A 15,038-nucleotide genomic window follows, 5' to 3' on the forward strand; every position below is an offset into this window, starting at 1 on the left:
ATCTCGAACTATTCTCGCTACGCCAGCTTCTTCAGAGCGATAACGGCATCTTTGACCTGGGCGGTTTGACCCTCTGGCCCTCGCGCTTCCCGCTCAACGGATCCCACAAAGACTTCGCGCCAGTTTTTATCATCAATGTCTAGTTCAGTAAGTCTTGCGGGGCCATCCGGTCGCTCAACGCTGGGATCGCCCCATGCCCAAGGTGCGAGGATCTGATGGGTTGCGATCAGCAGGAGCCCGGATCGGCGCAGAGCTTTTGCGGCGCGATGGAACAACTCTGCCCTTGGGAGTTCCAAAGGCGTTTCCAGGAACATTGCTGAGATCAGATCAAACTGCCCATCCGGGAACGTCTCGGCCAGGTCGTGTTTCTCGAAACAGACTTGATTGGAAACACCATATCTCTCAGCATTTTCAGCGGCGATACGCAAGACCGAAGGCGCCACATCAACACCAACGACAGTCCATCCGTTTTTTGCAAGCCAGACAGCGTCGTCACCCTTGGCGCATCCGAGATCAAGCGCGTTCCCTGGCTCCCTTTCTGCGGCGAACTTCTCTAGAATGACCGATGGAATGCCAGACGTCTTTGAGCTCGCGTTGTGGTAGATGCCTTCCCAGAATTCAGTCGCGGTTTGTGAGCCTGGATCAAGGTCTTGCATACGATTTCTCCTTGTGGTGAAGTGCGCCGATGAGAACGCTCAATGCGGCGTAGATTGCGACTGGAAGCCAGAGTGCAGCCCTCAAAGCTTCGATGTATTTTGCCGGGGTGGGATCGTCGCCAAGCACGGTGAAGAACACCTGAGACACAAGCGCAATCCCAAGCGCGATCCCGATCTGCTGGAAGGCTTGCAACGCACCGGAACCCGCGCCCGCGTCTGCCACTGGCACCTCGTTGAGAACGAGTTGATACATGGCCACGGCCGCAGACCCCATACCTGCGCCGACGAATACAAGTGGTAACCAAACAACATGAACAGGTACGTCATCATTGATGAGAAGCTTGAGACCAAGCATTCCGATCAGCAGTGAGACCATGCCCAGCGATGCCCGCAGTGCGACGTGCCTGCCCCCCACCCGGCTGGTCAGGATAGAAGCCAACATGATGCTCAACGGATGCGCCGCCAGTGCGATCCCTGCTTGTGCGGGTGACAGTCCAAGCCCGGATTGCAGAACCATGGCCAACACAACAATCGGGCCAGCGATCCCGGCAAACATGAGTGTCACCAAACCAATGCGGGACAAGAAACGCGCATTCTCAAGCAGACTCAGAGGCAGCAGCTGAGGCCTTCCCTTTTTGGCGAGGCGTTGCTGATGATGCCAGAACTTGGCCATCAAAAGAAAAGAAAGAAGGAAGACCACTGCTAGCCAGCTTGGCCATCCCAATGCATGACCCTCAATCATCGGGTAAAGAAGTGCAACTGACGCGCCGGCAAACAGGAACGCTCCCGACCAATCGACGGTCTGAGTTTTCGCTGCACGAGCACCCGGCAAGAAGGCCGCCACCCCCGCAAGAGCAGCGACACCAATGGGTTTGTTAATCAGAAAGATCATGCGCCATCCAAGGTCGAAAAGGTTTGCCGAAATCAGGAAGCCTCCCACTAGCGGTCCAGCCATTGCCCCAAGCGCCGTGATCATCCCGAAGAGACCAATCGCCTTCGCCTTCTCGTTTTCGGGGAAGCTTTCGTGAAGAATGGCCAAGACTTGGGGCATCATCATCGAGGCAGCCAGACCCTGGGCCATCCTGGATATAACGAGTGCCTCGATTGTCGGTGCCACACCGCATGCAATCGAGGCGAGCGTAAACCCGCCCAAGCCAGCAAGAAACAAATGCCGTCTGCCAAGTGCATCACCGAAGCGCCCAAATGGTAGCAGCCCCGCTGCGAATGTGAGCGCATAGATCACCAGCACCCATTGCAACGCACTGTGTGAGGCGGACAGATCATCCTGGATCGACGGAAGGGCCAGGTTCACAATGGTGGTATCCAGCATGTTGATGAACGCAGCCGTGAATAGGAATGCAGCGCCAAGCCAATGCTTCTTACCAGGCAAAGCTTGCGACGGTTGGGTCTGCGCAATTGACATGAAAGCCTCCACCTCCGGTGCTGAATCAAAGTAACGGTACTTAAAAAGTAACATGACTTCCGTTGTCAATATCACGTTACTTGTAATGTCACAATATTTGCTTTAGTGTTTCAATTCATAGAGTTGGAGAGCAAGATGCGGACTGACAACAGGCTATCAAGGATACTGCACGTCCTGATGCACCTTGGAGAAAGTGATGAGCCGATCACGTCTGACATGATCGGCCAAATGCTCGGAACCAATCCGTCCCTCGTTCGGCGCACAATGGGAGGATTGCGCGAAGCGGGCATTGTCGGATCGACCAAAGGGCATCGCGGGGGCTGGCTTCTGGAAAAGCCGCTTACAGAGGTTTCTTTGGCGGAGGTCTACGCGGCTCTTGGCGAGCCTAAACTCTTCGCAATGGGAACCTCTGATGACACGCCCACCTGCTTGCTGGAACAAGCTGCAAACGCCGCTACTCAAAACGCGCTTGAAGCGGCACGAATGACTTTTCTAAAATCGCTCTCCAGCCAGAAAGTCTCCGACCTGATTGACGAAAAACGTGAGGAAATCGCTACCTTTCAAAAGAGGCGAGAGAAAGCCCAATCCGACTAGCAGACCTGGTGCTCAGAGCGCCGCTTTCTCGAATATTCCGACCACCCAATCCAGAAAGACTCGTACACGAGGTGAAAGCTGTCTGTTCTGAGGATAATATGCGGCCAGAGCAATTGGCGGTGGCGGCGCCTTTGGCAAGACTTCGACGAGTCGCCCGGCTTCAAGGTCTGTGAGAAACCGGTACTTCGGCGCCTGGGCGATACCAAACCCTTCCATGGCCAAATGGTGCACAGTGTCGGCGTCATTTGCGGTGACCAATGCCGATAACGTCACTTCCTTAAACTTGTCTCCGATTTTGAACTCCAATGGCATCGCGGTGCCGGTGCGCGAGGATAGAAAGCCAACCATTCGGTGATCTTTCAGATCGTCAACGGTCTTTGGAGTGCCAAACCTGGCCAGATACTCCGGACTTGCGCAGGTGACTTCTTGGAGATCTGTCAGGTGTCGCGTGATCATAACGCTGTCGTCTGGACTCCCAGCACGGATGACGCAGTCGACACCTTCGCGTACGAGATCTACCAGTCGCTCTGTTTGTCCAATTTGCAGTGTGATCTTGGGGTACTTGCTTAAAAACGCAGAGAGGTGCGGTAGTATATATGTTCGCGTTAAGGTGCCGGGCGCATCAATACGCAAAAGGCCCGAAGGCTCGCGCCCACTTAAAGCACTCTCTGCTTCTTCCAGATCAGCCAGGATTGACACGCATCTATGATAGTAGGCCTGTCCATCGGGTGTGGGCGCAATATGGCGCGTTGTGCGTTCCAGCAACCGGCTGCCCAAATCGCGCTCCAGCCTTTGAATGGCTTCGCTCGCGGTTGATCGGGGAATGCTCAGATCGGCCGCGGCCTTTGTAAAGCTGCCGCGTTCGAAAACACGAACAAACAAGCGCATCGTTTCAAGTCGGTCAATCATTGTTCGTATTTATCGAATTATCACTCCAACTTCTACAGCATTATCTGGCGAAAACTCCCGTCTATCTCTTGTGGCAACACAAAGGAGATCAACATGACTGAACCTCAGAAAGCCGCAATTGTTACAGGCGCCAGCAAAGGAATTGGCGCTGCTATCGCTCTTCGCCTCGCTCAGGACGGGCATGCAGTCCTTGCCAACTACGCGAGCGATGAAGCTAGCGCAAATCAGGTCATCAACACGATCAGAAGTACCGGTGGTCACGCCATCGCAGTCAAGGGCGACATTGCAGAACCGTCCTGTATGGCACGACTGTTCGACGTCGCAGAGGAAGAATTCGGCCGGATCGATACTCTCGTGAACAATGCTGGTGTCATGCATTGCACATCCGTCAGCGAGGCGACCGATGAAGACTTCGAAACCCAATGCGCCGTCAATATTGGCGGTGTCTTTCGTGCTATGCGCGAGGCAGCAAACCGACTGACCGAGGGCGGCGCAGTTATCAGTATGTCTTCCAGCGTCGTCGGCCTCTATCAGCCAACCTACGGAATTTACGCTGCGACCAAAGCCGCGGTGGAAGCAATGACCCACGTTCTGGCCAAGGAGCTCGGCCCGCGAGGGATCACCGTAAATGCTGTCGCACCGGGACCAGTTGGAACTGACCTGTTCATGGTCGGCAAGCCAGACGCGATGATCGAAAGCATCACAAAGGCCAACCCATTTGGGCGCCTTGGAACACCGGAAGACATTGCCGCCGCTGTATCCTTCCTGGCCGGACCCGATGGTCGTTGGATCAGCGGCCAAACCCTTCGCGCCAATGGCGGTGTGATCTGACCTCCCATTGAAAGGAAAACAACAATGCCATTCGCAAACTACAAACTTCCGCAGGGCTCACTGACTACGGCACAGAAGGAGGATCTGGTTCATAAAACGACCGACCTGATGGTTGGCTTCTTTGGAGAAGTCGTCCGCCCGACGACAATGGTTCTTATCGATGAGGTCAAGGATGGTGGATACGGACGCGCAGACGAGGTGTTTGTGATACCAGAAGAATATCGCGCCAAGGAATAGGCTATTTTGGATCGTGGGCGGTGGCATATACCACCGCCCATTCACGTTGCCGATATAGGCGAGTGTCATTCTGCCGCCAGTGTTTGCGTGTAACGCGCCGGCGGCGTCCCAACAAAGCGGGCAAATGCGGTGCTGAATGCGCTGGGGGACCCATAGCCGATCTTGTCAGAGATTTCTGTGATGCTGTGTTGGCCAGAACGGAGCATGTGTTTTGCAAGCGTCATGCGCCAGTTCATCAAATACGCCATTGGGGCTATTCCTACGATCCGGTTGAACCGGGAAAAGAATGCAGATCGCGATAGCCCGGCCTCGCTAGCCAGGCGCAAAACTGTCCATGAATGATCGGGCGCCGCGTGCATTGCCCGCAATGTTGGAGCAATACGTGGATCTGCCAATCCGCGCAAAAGCCCGGCTGAGGCGCCTGGAGCCGCAGCAGACCGAAACGCTTCAATAAGAAGAACCTGCAACAAGTGCTCCACCACTACGTCCCGTGCCGGACGATCCGAACGCGTCTCATCCCGCAAAAGACCGCTCAGGGCAGCCAACCTTCCTTCGCCGCGAACCACGACGAGGTCTGGCAAGAGCGAAACCAAAAGCTCCGTGTCCGGGCTCTCAAATGTGCAATGACCGACTAGTTGCTGGACCTCTGCTTCCCACTCTGGAGACCCCAACCTGAAGACGCCGTCTTCCCCCTCAACCGGTTGACTTAACATCTCCTTTGGTGGGTCAGGATCTAAACTGGAAAACGTGAAGGATTTGACCACCGGAATTAGGACGAAATCCCCGGCTTCCAGCTCCAGCATCTCCTTCCCCTCAACCTCGAGGCAGGCGCGCCCCTTAAGGAGTGAGCAATAGAATGCCTCGTTCAGACCTTCCCGGCGCACGCGAAACGGCCCGGAGGCGTGCACGAGCTTTGAATAGGACGCGCAAGGCTTCAGCAGAGAGATGATTTCTGAGTAAGGGTCGCTCATTTCAGGACTTTTGATAAAACAATAGAGACTTCGAATTATATATAGTCCCTTCTCTCCTGTCTATCTTTGGAACATGACAATGAGGAGAACTTAATATGAAAACCGTTATGATCACTGGATGTTCCTCAGGCTTTGGGCTGGAGACAGCGCGACACTTCCTGGACAAGGGATGGTCTGTCGTTGCGACAATGCGCAATCTGGACGAAACCTTGCTCCATGCATCGGAGCACCTGCGCGTCTTGCCGCTGGATATCTCTGACCGCAACAGTATCGTCACTGCGGTTGAAGCAGCTGGCCCCATCGATGCTCTGGTAAACAATGCAGGTATAGGCTGGCTCTCGCCCTTCGAAGGCACGACCACAGAGAATTTGCGCAGGATTTTCGAGACCAATACGTTCGGCACATTTGAGATGACTCGTGCCGTGTTGCCGCAAATGCGCTCTGAAGGTGAAGGCGTGATCGTGAACGTGTCTTCCAGCGTCACGCTCAAGCCGCTACCACTCGCATCTGTTTACACCGCCAGCAAAGCCGCCGTGAATGCGTTTACCGAATGTCTTGCCCTTGAGTTGGCGCCCTTGGGAATCCGCACTCACATTGTCTTGCCGGGTCAGGCGCCGACGACGAGTTTCGGCAAGAACGCGATGGCGCTGATGTCAAAGGCGAACGACACACCCGAGGATTATCACGCCTTCGTCGACGAGGTCATGAGTGCATTCCGGGATCCAGCAGGCCGAGAATTCACTGAAACCCAAGATGTCGTTGAAGCGATCTGGAGGGCTGTAACGGACACTAGCTGCCCACTACACCTTCCGGCAGGCAATGACTCAGTTGCGCTGGCTGCCTGAAACAGAATGGCCGACCATTCACGGTCGGCCAAACAAACCCGTCGGTCTGAGCAAACAGACCTCTAGAACCCATGCATACGTTTCGCCCATTGATAAGCGACAATCAGGCCTTTCATGCGCGGAAGAAGGAGCAAAGCACTTACAGCAGCGATCAGGGACATGCTTGTAGCAAGCACCCATGGTTCAGGCCGCCACGTGACCCAAGCGATATGCAGGGCAAATCCCATGATGTGCCCGACGATCAGGATGGTCAGATATGCGGGTCCATCGTCGGCGCGCTGGTGGCTCAGATCTAGGCCACAACTCGCACATTCATCGTTTACCTTCAGGTAGCTGTGCAAAAGCTTACCTTTGCCGCATTTGGGACATTTCAAACGCAATCCATTCACGATCGCAGGCTTGATGGCGCGCGGCGCGGCATCTTCGGAGGTAAAGAAACTTGCATCTGACATCTGTGAGCTCCTTCTTTTGAGTCGCAGATAGCCTAAGTGCAGTCAAATTGCAATCTAAATGCAATCAATCTACAATCAATTTATTGATCACCCTGTAACCTCCTTGAAAAGTTCTTTTTTTATTGGATAGATGCCTGCGACAATCTCACATCAATGATTGGGTCAAATTGTGAAGCCATGGAAGCCAACCTTGAGTGACAGCGGGAAGCCGCTCTATGTCGAAATCGCGGAGGCGATCAAACGCGATATCGAGTCCGGGGTTCTTTCCGCAGGAGACCGCCTTCCACCTCAACGCAGCGTTGCCAAGGATATCGGTCTGGACTTCACCACCATATCGCGGGGCTATTCCGAAGCCGTCAAGCAAGGGTACATTGAAACCTTCGTTGGACGGGGTTCCTTTGTTCGGGCACGGGAAAACACAGCGGAAAAAGCTGATCCTCGGCGTGCGCTTGAAGAAGATCCAAAAATGAACATGCCGCCAGAGCCGGACGACCCGGATCTTGTTGCGCGCATGGAAGAAGGCCTTAAGCATGTCGCAGCAAACCTGGTGCCGTTGCTGCGCTATCAGTCCGTCATTGGCAGCGCGCAAGACCGCGAAGTCGCTGCGGGTTGGATGCGTGCCAATGGCATCAACGTATCCGCTGATCGACTTGCTATCACACCCGGCGCACATGCCAGCCTGCTGTCTATCCTGACTTTGCTTTGCAAGCCCGGCGCGACGGTGCTTTGCGAAAGTGTGACTTATCCCGGGGTTCGCGCAATCGCCTCGCAGCTTGGGTTAGAGCTAATCGGAGTGATCTCTGACGACAGTGGAATTCTGCCTGATGCGTTGGAGGCAGCGATCCGGCAGCATGAGCCTTCTGCCGTTTATCTAAATCCAACGCTGCAAAACCCCACGACACTGACACTTCCCAAGAGCCGGAGGGAGGAGATTGCCGCGGTCCTGTCGAAGCATGCGACACCTTTGGTCGAGGACGATGCGTGTCGCTTTGTCTCGTCGGACGCGCCACAGCCGATTTCGCATCTCATACCGGATTTGGGATGGTACATCGCCGGTCTTTCGAAATGCCTTGGTGCCGGTTTGAGGCTGGCGCTGACAGTGGTTCCGGCAGGATTGGCCAAAAACCACTTCACACGGGCGCTGCACGCGTCAAATGTCATGGCATCGCCTGTTACGACAGCATTGATGAGCCGCTGGATCGAGGACGGAACGGCCACAGTGATCCAGTCTTTCGTCCGCAAGGAAGCGGCGCGTCGGCAGGCGTTGGCAGTAGAAACACTGCGAGATCAGGATTTCCGGGCCAGCGCTGAAGCCTTCAACATATGGTTAACTTTGCCTGAAGGAAGCAGTCAAGCAGACGTAATGGGGCACATGGCCAACCGCCAAATCGGGATCATGCCGAGCAATGCCTTTACCGTGAGTGGCCCGCCGTCCGAAACGGTAAGGGTCTGCCTTGGCGGGCCTATCTCCTTCAGCCAATTGGGCGAAGATCTCGAAGCGCTCAATTACGCAATTACCCAACAGGATTGGGTTTCCTGAGACAGCAACGCCTCTGGCTTTCCAATATTGAACCTATATGCGAATCGTTTATGGTTCATATAAGGATCAACCAAAGGGCGACTATGGGTATCGTAAAGATCGGCGAAGAGCTGCACGAAGACATTCGCAAGGCAAGCAGCGTGATGTGCAGATCTATAAATGCGCAGGCGGAGTTTTGGATGAAAGTCGGAATGTTAGCCGAAGCCAATCCCACCTTGTCATTCAACGAGATCATCAAGATGGAACTTGAGGCCGCTGATGTGAACATCCCGACCTCGACGGTCGCCTGAGATGGTAAAAACTCCTGACGAGCTAAAGCTGATGCGGATATCTGGCACATTGCTAGCGTCCGTTTTTGAGATGCTGGATGAGCAAGACTTCCTTGGTATGTCAACCTTGCAGGTGAATGATCTGGTCGAGAGGTTCATCACGACCGATCTCGCGTCTAGGCCGGCGAGCAAGGGTCAATACGGGTTTGAATATGTCTTGAATTCCTCAATCAATGAAGTCGTCTGTCACGGGGTGCCTTCAGCTGACGATGTTATTCGAGATGGTGATATCGTGAACTTTGACATCACGCTGGAAAAGAACGGGTTCATTGCTGATTCAAGCAAGACGTATCTGGTCGGTAATGCAGCCCCCGCCACCAGAAGACTGGTTCAAGTTGCGCAGCAAGCCATGTGGCAAGGCATCAAAGCTGTGAAGCCAGGCGCCCACATTGGAGATATCGGGTTCGCCATCGAAAAATACGCGAAGAAAAACAGGTGTTCAATTGTCCGCGAGTATTGCGGACATGGCATCGGTCGGAAGATGCACGAAGAGCCTCAAGTCACGAACTATGGAAAGCCAGGAACGGGTGTGAAACTTCGAGAAGGAATGGTCTTCACGATTGAGCCCATGATCAACAAAGGCACCGGCAAGACTGTGACGAAAGATGATGGATGGACCGTCATCACAAAGGACCAAAAGCTGTCTGCTCAGTTTGAACACACAGTTGCTGTGACTAAGTCGGGTGTAGAGGTGCTGACCCTGCGCGGAAATGAGAGCGCAGCTGCGAGAGCCATCGGTTAAGATGCCGTAGCATGCAATCATGAGCGATCACGACGTCCTTAATCTGATCAAGCAAGCTGATAAGGCCATAAGTGCTGAAGACTTTGAAGCACTTATGGACTTCTACGCCGACGATGCCGTCCTCGTCGTCAAGCCTGGCCAAATCGCAAAAGGGAAGCCTCAGATCAGGAAAGCCTTTGAAGCAATCGCGAAACACTTCAAGAACGCGCTGACTATCTCGCAAGGGGAAGCCCAGGTGATTGAGAGCGCTGACACGACACTGGTTATCATGGAAACGCACCTTCACATTGGTGACGAGATCAAGCCAGTCACTCGTCGTGCAACCTATGTTTTCAGAAGAGATCCGATTTACGGATGGCTTTGCACAGTCGACAATTCCTATGGCACCGACCTGCTCGATGACAGGTAGCGATATGCTGCCGCTGTCAATTCGATACGCTTAGCACCAGCTTCGTAAATCTTCTGATGTCGGCTGACCGGACTGTCCTGTGTTGAACGACGACATGCCAGTAGAGCGGTGCGATAAACATGTCCAGCACCATGCTTCGATCAGTATCTTCTGACAGCTCACCACGCTCAACTGCCCTGTCCAGCATGACCATGGCTTGCGCCCTTCGATCACACGTCACACACTCCAGCAATTCAGAAAGCTCATCTGAACGGGCGTGCTCCGCATGAAGATCTGGCAGTATGCGACGCACAAGCGAGTGCCGCAGGGTTGCGGCCATCCGGCGCAGCAGCATGGCAACGTCACTCTCAAAGGATCCAGTGTCCGGAATTGGAGTAATGCTCGTCGCCGTTGATTTCACCGCTTCGGTCACCAGTTCAAACTTGGATTTGCTTCGCCGATAGAGCGCCGCCTTTCCAACCCCTGCGCGGGATGCAATGCGCTCCATACGAAGAGCAGAATACCCCGTTTCCGCCCATTCCTCGAACAGAGCGCGATGAATGGCGTTGGTCACCGTGTCTTGCAAAACGGCTGCCCCAGCAGGCTTCCGACGCTGTTGATCTTTTTTTTTATCGTCGGAACTCTTGCGTTCCATCGTGGCCTCCCCCTATATAGAACGATACAGTATCGTTCCGTTGTAATTTGAAGCAAACAGGTCGACACTGCAACTCGTTTGTTGCATTTGTTGAGAGGACGTAAAGATGGACTCGAAAATCGCTCTTCTGTGGTTTGCTCCTCTGCTTTGCGGCGCCTTGATCCCGATCCATGCCGGAATGAACGCAGAGCTCAGCCGCGCGGCCGGCCACCCCCTTTGGGCGACCCTGTTGTCGTTTGGAATATCCTTCGTTTGCCTGGTTGTCGGGATTGCATGGCTTCGCCCAACATTACCGAATCTATCGTCTTTACATGCGGCACCTCCCTGGGCGTGGGTAGGAGGTGTGGTCGGCGTCATTTACGTGATGGCGACCATGGTTCTGATCCCACGCTTTGGGGCTGCCGCCTTTATTGCCGCTGTTGTTGCCGGGCAAATGACGATGGCGCTTGTCCTGGACCAGAACGGGCTTCTTGGGAACGCTCCGCAACCAGCAGATTTCCATCGCATCACCGGTGCTGTTCTATCGATTGCGGGCGTCGTCATCATGCAATTTGGGAAAGCATCATAACCCAAGCCGCCTCTCATATCAAAACCCTCCCAACAAGGGAGTAACACGAAGTTAGGAGAGATCATGTCTGACACAAACACGATACCAAGCTTTGGCGCGATGCTACGCGGCGCCCTCGGGGATGCGATCATCGCAAATGCTGGTGAGAACTTCCTGGATATGTGTGACGAGGAGATTGTATTCGAGTTTCCATTTAAGCCGGAAGGTTCTGTGCGAGAGTTACGCGGTCGCGCCGCGATGGAAGCCTATCTACCGAAAGTGGGAGCACTCATTACCTTTGAATCGATGAGCCCCGCAATCACACACCCGTCCAAAGACGGCGAGACCTTTGTTTTGGAATTCTCCTGTAAGGGCAAAGGCGAAGCCGGGCGCTATGACCAAAACTACATCTCGGTTGTCCAGGTCAGGAACGGACGCATCGTGCGATACCGCGACTACTGGAACCCTCTGGTTCTGCTGAATGCGGTCGGAGGCGTCGAAGTTCTGAAATCCAAACTGGGAGACTCTATCGATGACTGATACCATTCTTGTCACTGGCGGCACCGGGAAAACCGGCAGCCGCGTCGTCGAACAGCTGAAACGAAAGGGGGTCTCTCCGCGCGTCGGCACACGTAGCCCAAAGGGGGAGAACGAAGCGCGCTTCGACTGGAAAGACCCATCGACATTCGCGGGTGCCTTCGAGGGCGTCGCGGCTGTTTATCTCGTAGCACCCACAGACACCGTGGATTCACTGGGAGCAATGCAGCCCGGCCTTGAGGCAGCACTTGCTTCGGGTGTCACGCGCTTTGTGTTACTGAGTGCTTCGTCTCTCGAAGAGGGAGGCCCCATGATGGGCGCAGTGCACGCATGGCTTCGCGCCAACGCACCAGAATGGGCCGTGCTGCGGCCAACCTGGTTCATGCAGAACTTTTCGGAGCAACAGCATCGTGATCCTATCCGTGATGAATCTGCGATCTACACAGCGACAGACGACGGTCGTATCGGCTTTATCGATGCAAATGACATCGCCGCCAGCGCAACAGCGATCCTGACTGCGCCATCGGTCGACAATACGGACTATATCCTCACAGGTCCCGAGGCGACCTCCTATGATGTGGTTGCCGAGACGCTGAGTAATCAATTAGGACGGCAGGTTATTCACCATCGCATGACCGTGGATGAACTGGCAGAGCGTCATCAAAAACTCGGGCTGCCGCAAGAATATGCAAAGACACTGGCCGCTATGGACGGTGCGATTGCAGGCGGTTCCGAAGATCGGGTCACAGATCATGTACTTCACTTGACTGGGCGGGCTCCGACTTCCCTCGCGGAATTTGTTCGGCAAAACCTTGGGGCATGGTCAAACGGCTAGAGCGAAGCGAGCAACCCTTGCCCCGGCATAGAGCCTCTCAATAGCATCCAGTATTGATCATTGCGAAAAATATCGCATTGAAATCAAAAGGAAAATGAGAGCCGTACTCATTCTGTGCATTCGGGCAACCTATTACGAATGGCAGGGCATAGCTTCCGTCGTTGCGGTGCGCTTCACGCCCGTTGAGCGGTGGAGTGGCGCCTCAAACAAACCGCAGATCGGCGTCTGTGGCTTGCGCCACGTGCCGGTCGTGTTGATCCAATGCTTAGAGGGTGAACGGCGCAACGGAGTGCCAGGCTTCCTCACCGGATGCTCTGATCTGTCCCATCCCTTCGGTACAGTAGCGCGCCTCCAACAAGCTGTAGGTGTGCTCATAACGCTGCATTGTCATCTTTGATTTTGTTCAGAAAATCTGGGTGTATTCGCCCACAATTTTGCACAGTATTTGCCCAATAGTTTCCACGGTTCAATATGCGCGCTCAGTTGTCGATTGTCGTAGCGCGGCTCGATCAACTTGAACGCACCAAAACTCAATCAAAAGTGCATTCTGATTGGAGTAGTTCAACCCAAAATCGAACAACACAACACAATTGCGAGGTTATGATAGATCCCTTTCAATGTAGCGCGGCTCGGTCGGCCTTCTCGTAGCCAGCCAACTAGTACTTTGGCGACATACAAGCTTTGCTGCAAAGGCGGCATCGATTGCTGACCAGGTGAACTCCATCGGATTCTTCAATGCTTAATTTCCCGATTTGATAGAGCCGCTACGAGGACAGGTGCCAAAACAAGGGCTGCCAAAACTCTGAAAACATGATGTACGCCGACGAACGCAACATCGCGACCAACGCTCACCGCTATGATTGACATCTCCGCCAAGCCTCCGGGTGAATAGGCTAAGACAAGTGCGACCGGGTCTGTCTCCAGCGCGTTCGCAACCGCCAACGCGCCTGAGAAAGCCACAGAAATCTGGAGAGCGACAACCATGGCAGCTGCACCTAGAGCTGCGATCAGTGCTTTGATGGGCACTCCGGAAAAGCGTGCACCAACATTAATGCCTATGAAGACCTGCACCAACGCAGTCACAGAAACCGGGATCTCGAATTCTGTCCATCCCAGCAAGTGAACGGCCGCGCTGAATATCATCGGCACTACCACAATAGGTGCCGGCAGCTTCACCCTACCCCGTGCTAGCATTCCCACAACAATACATCCGAAAATCCAAATCCAATCGGTGAACGTGATCGAAGCCAGCTGTGTTTGCGCTTCGGGTGGAATGACTTCGAAGTCTGCAATCAGGTTGATTAGTAGTGGAATCAACAAAATTGCTAATGCAATGCGCAACGCATGAACGATAGCGACACGAGCCTGATCCGCACCCTTTTGCTCGGACAGCAACACCATTTCGGCAATGCCACCCGGCATTGCGCAAAGAGAAGCTGTCAATGCATCAAAGCGCGAAATACGTCGTAAAAGGTAGAAACCCAGGACGTACATTATTCCAAGGGCTAACAGTAAGAAGGCCAGCGACACCCACCAGGCACCAAAAGAGGAAAGCAACTCGTGCGTAAAGGATGCGCCCAACAACACACCTACAGTTGCTCTTACCAGGTCCAATATAGGGCCCGGTAGTTTGACAGGAAACTGCTTCAACGACCCGGCGATGGTCACCAACATTGACCCGATCATCCACCCCAGTGGAATGCCTGTGAGCGATACAAGCCAGCCAGCAACAGCTGCCGTGACTATGATAGCGCCATGTTGTGAGAATTTGGCAAAACTCGAAATCAGACCAATCGCTTCTTGCTGTGCAACACGCCGTCCGCATCGCCGTAAACCCAATCACCAGGATGGGATTTAACCCTCCCGAAGGTCACCGGCTCCCCGATTACGCCCCATCCACGTTTCTCGCTTTTGACGGGGCTGGTCGCTAAGGCGAATACCAGAGTGTCCATTTGATTGATTTCGGCGCTGTCTCGAATTGCGGCATTCAGGGTAAGACCAGCCCATCCATTTTGGATTGCAAGATCAGCCAACATATCGCCAAGAATTGCAATTCGCGTTGGTGCTCCGCCGTCGACAACCAAAACGCGCCCCTCACCGGGTGTTTCCAGCTGCGCCCTAAGCTCCGTGTTATCTTCGAAGCACTTCAGTGTCTGTATTTGCGCCGCAAAGAATGGTTTTGTCCCGAACTGCCGAAACGGTAGGTGAACAAGTGTAGGCTCTGATGCATGGTGATCGATAAGGTCAGCGGTTTTCATGATGGATTAAATCCTTCCGAAAGTCTCTTTGAGTTCTGCGACTTTTCAGCATCCAGTAAGCGGGTTGGCAGGCCGCGCAGTGTCACAAGAAGCTTGGCCGTTTCTTCCAACTCTTCTGCCGTGCAAACCGCTGAAAAGAGGTCCTTTCCCGAGACGACGGGACCGTGATTGGCCAATAGAATAGCATTATATTTGCCTCCCAGTTCGCGGATCAAATCACCGGACTTCGGGTCGCCCGGCGTTACGTATGGAACCAGTTCGACCGTGCCAACGCGCATCACCACACAAG

At 54.0% G+C, this 15,038-nt stretch carries 21 protein-coding genes; 12 read left to right on the forward strand and 9 right to left on the reverse strand.

What is annotated here, in order from left to right; all coding sequences use genetic code 11:
* Nucleotides 1-17: 17 nt before the first annotated feature.
* A complete protein-coding gene (locus tag Q1B13_RS16080; protein ID WP_299082181.1) occupies nucleotides 18-656 on the reverse strand; it encodes a bifunctional 2-polyprenyl-6-hydroxyphenol methylase/3-demethylubiquinol 3-O-methyltransferase UbiG in 639 nt (212 codons plus the stop codon).
* Complete coding sequence (locus Q1B13_RS16085; protein WP_299082182.1) at nucleotides 643-2,079, reverse strand: MFS transporter; 1,437 nt, start codon at nucleotides 2,077-2,079, stop codon at nucleotides 643-645. Before Q1B13_RS16085 ends, Q1B13_RS16080 begins: the two co-directional genes overlap by 14 nt.
* Nucleotides 2,080-2,214: 135 nt before the next feature.
* On the opposite strand from Q1B13_RS16085, the gene Q1B13_RS16090 reads away from it, so the two are divergent.
* The gene (locus Q1B13_RS16090) at nucleotides 2,215-2,673 is read left to right on the forward strand and encodes an Rrf2 family transcriptional regulator (protein WP_299082183.1); all 459 of its coding nucleotides are present in this window, start codon (nucleotides 2,215-2,217) and stop codon (nucleotides 2,671-2,673) included.
* 12 nt (nucleotides 2,674-2,685) lie between these two features.
* On the opposite strand, the gene Q1B13_RS16095 is transcribed toward Q1B13_RS16090, so the two are convergent.
* Complete coding sequence (locus Q1B13_RS16095; RefSeq protein WP_299082184.1) at nucleotides 2,686-3,582, reverse strand: LysR family transcriptional regulator; 897 nt, start codon at nucleotides 3,580-3,582, stop codon at nucleotides 2,686-2,688.
* 93 nt (nucleotides 3,583-3,675) lie between these two features.
* On the opposite strand from Q1B13_RS16095, the gene Q1B13_RS16100 reads away from it, so the two are divergent.
* Together Q1B13_RS16100 and Q1B13_RS16105 are read left to right on the forward strand one after the other, a co-directional pair.
* A complete protein-coding gene (locus Q1B13_RS16100; RefSeq protein WP_299082186.1) occupies nucleotides 3,676-4,413 on the forward strand; it encodes an SDR family oxidoreductase in 738 nt (245 codons plus the stop codon).
* 24 nt (nucleotides 4,414-4,437) lie between these two features.
* Nucleotides 4,438-4,650 carry a 4-oxalocrotonate tautomerase family protein gene (locus Q1B13_RS16105; protein WP_299082188.1) on the forward strand — a complete coding sequence of 71 codons (213 nt, stop codon included), beginning with the start codon at nucleotides 4,438-4,440 and terminating at the stop codon, nucleotides 4,648-4,650.
* Between the two features lie 65 nt (nucleotides 4,651-4,715).
* Here Q1B13_RS16105 and Q1B13_RS16110 read toward each other — a convergent pair whose 3' ends face one another.
* Nucleotides 4,716-5,621: an AraC family transcriptional regulator gene (locus Q1B13_RS16110; RefSeq protein WP_299082190.1), complete on the reverse strand. Its 906-nt coding sequence runs from the start codon at nucleotides 5,619-5,621 to the stop codon at nucleotides 4,716-4,718.
* 95 nt (nucleotides 5,622-5,716) lie between these two features.
* Between Q1B13_RS16110 and Q1B13_RS16115 the strand changes: the two genes are divergently transcribed.
* Nucleotides 5,717-6,466 (forward strand): SDR family oxidoreductase, encoded by a 750-nt coding sequence (locus Q1B13_RS16115; RefSeq protein ID WP_299082192.1) that lies wholly within the window; start codon nucleotides 5,717-5,719, stop codon nucleotides 6,464-6,466.
* Between the two features lie 62 nt (nucleotides 6,467-6,528).
* On the opposite strand, the gene Q1B13_RS16120 is transcribed toward Q1B13_RS16115, so the two are convergent.
* Nucleotides 6,529-6,918, reverse strand: coding sequence for a DUF983 domain-containing protein (locus Q1B13_RS16120; RefSeq protein WP_299082193.1), 390 nt, complete (start codon nucleotides 6,916-6,918; stop codon nucleotides 6,529-6,531).
* A 190-nt stretch (nucleotides 6,919-7,108) separates the two neighbouring features.
* Here Q1B13_RS16120 and Q1B13_RS16125 point away from each other — a divergent pair, with 190 nt between their 5' ends.
* The 4 genes from Q1B13_RS16125 (at nucleotide 7,109) to Q1B13_RS16140 (ending at nucleotide 9,938) form a co-directional block, all read left to right on the forward strand.
* On the forward strand, nucleotides 7,109-8,458 hold the full coding sequence (locus tag Q1B13_RS16125; RefSeq protein ID WP_299082194.1) for a PLP-dependent aminotransferase family protein: 1,350 nt from the start codon (nucleotides 7,109-7,111) through the stop codon (nucleotides 8,456-8,458).
* Between the two features lie 83 nt (nucleotides 8,459-8,541).
* Nucleotides 8,542-8,748: a ParD-like family protein gene (locus Q1B13_RS16130; RefSeq protein WP_299082195.1), complete on the forward strand. Its 207-nt coding sequence runs from the start codon at nucleotides 8,542-8,544 to the stop codon at nucleotides 8,746-8,748.
* Between the two features lies 1 nt (nucleotide 8,749).
* Nucleotides 8,750-9,529, forward strand: a complete 780-nt coding sequence (gene map / locus Q1B13_RS16135) for a type I methionyl aminopeptidase (protein WP_299082196.1) — start codon at nucleotides 8,750-8,752, stop codon at nucleotides 9,527-9,529.
* A gap of 19 nt (nucleotides 9,530-9,548) precedes the next feature.
* The gene (locus Q1B13_RS16140; RefSeq protein ID WP_299082197.1) at nucleotides 9,549-9,938 is read left to right on the forward strand and encodes an SgcJ/EcaC family oxidoreductase; all 390 of its coding nucleotides are present in this window, start codon (nucleotides 9,549-9,551) and stop codon (nucleotides 9,936-9,938) included.
* A gap of 16 nt (nucleotides 9,939-9,954) precedes the next feature.
* Here Q1B13_RS16140 and Q1B13_RS16145 read toward each other — a convergent pair whose 3' ends face one another.
* A complete protein-coding gene (locus Q1B13_RS16145; RefSeq protein ID WP_298936383.1) occupies nucleotides 9,955-10,572 on the reverse strand; it encodes a TetR/AcrR family transcriptional regulator in 618 nt (205 codons plus the stop codon).
* A gap of 106 nt (nucleotides 10,573-10,678) precedes the next feature.
* Here Q1B13_RS16145 and Q1B13_RS16150 point away from each other — a divergent pair, with 106 nt between their 5' ends.
* From Q1B13_RS16150 to Q1B13_RS16165, 4 genes are all read left to right on the forward strand, one after another.
* Nucleotides 10,679-11,140 (forward strand): DMT family transporter, encoded by a 462-nt coding sequence (locus Q1B13_RS16150; protein ID WP_298936385.1) that lies wholly within the window; start codon nucleotides 10,679-10,681, stop codon nucleotides 11,138-11,140.
* Nucleotides 11,141-11,203: 63 nt separating this feature from the next.
* Entirely contained in the window at nucleotides 11,204-11,659 is a 456-nt protein-coding gene (locus tag Q1B13_RS16155) for a nuclear transport factor 2 family protein (RefSeq protein WP_299082198.1), read from the forward strand.
* Nucleotides 11,652-12,491, forward strand: a complete 840-nt coding sequence (locus Q1B13_RS16160; protein WP_299082199.1) for an ergot alkaloid biosynthesis protein — start codon at nucleotides 11,652-11,654, stop codon at nucleotides 12,489-12,491. Before Q1B13_RS16155 ends, Q1B13_RS16160 begins: the two co-directional genes overlap by 8 nt.
* Nucleotides 12,492-12,585: 94 nt before the next feature.
* The gene (locus Q1B13_RS16165) at nucleotides 12,586-12,888 is read left to right on the forward strand and encodes a hypothetical protein (protein ID WP_299800001.1); all 303 of its coding nucleotides are present in this window, start codon (nucleotides 12,586-12,588) and stop codon (nucleotides 12,886-12,888) included.
* A 335-nt stretch (nucleotides 12,889-13,223) separates the two neighbouring features.
* Here Q1B13_RS16165 and Q1B13_RS16170 read toward each other — a convergent pair whose 3' ends face one another.
* Genes Q1B13_RS16170 through Q1B13_RS16180 form a run of 3 tightly spaced genes read right to left on the reverse strand, consistent with a single transcriptional unit; the run spans nucleotide 13,224 to nucleotide 15,027 of the window.
* Nucleotides 13,224-14,330 carry an AbrB family transcriptional regulator gene (locus Q1B13_RS16170; protein ID WP_299082200.1) on the reverse strand — a complete coding sequence of 369 codons (1,107 nt, stop codon included), beginning with the start codon at nucleotides 14,328-14,330 and terminating at the stop codon, nucleotides 13,224-13,226.
* Nucleotides 14,276-14,749: a ribonuclease E activity regulator RraA gene (gene rraA, locus Q1B13_RS16175; RefSeq protein WP_299082201.1), complete on the reverse strand. Its 474-nt coding sequence runs from the start codon at nucleotides 14,747-14,749 to the stop codon at nucleotides 14,276-14,278. Before rraA ends, Q1B13_RS16170 begins: the two co-directional genes overlap by 55 nt.
* Nucleotides 14,746-15,027: a class II aldolase/adducin family protein gene (locus Q1B13_RS16180; protein WP_299082202.1), complete on the reverse strand. Its 282-nt coding sequence runs from the start codon at nucleotides 15,025-15,027 to the stop codon at nucleotides 14,746-14,748. The genes rraA and Q1B13_RS16180 overlap by 4 nt, the downstream gene beginning before the upstream one ends.
* Nucleotides 15,028-15,038: the final 11 nt, after the last annotated feature.

The organism is uncultured Ruegeria sp., from assembly GCF_947489545.1.
Taxonomy (GTDB): Bacteria; Pseudomonadota; Alphaproteobacteria; order Rhodobacterales; family Rhodobacteraceae; genus Ruegeria.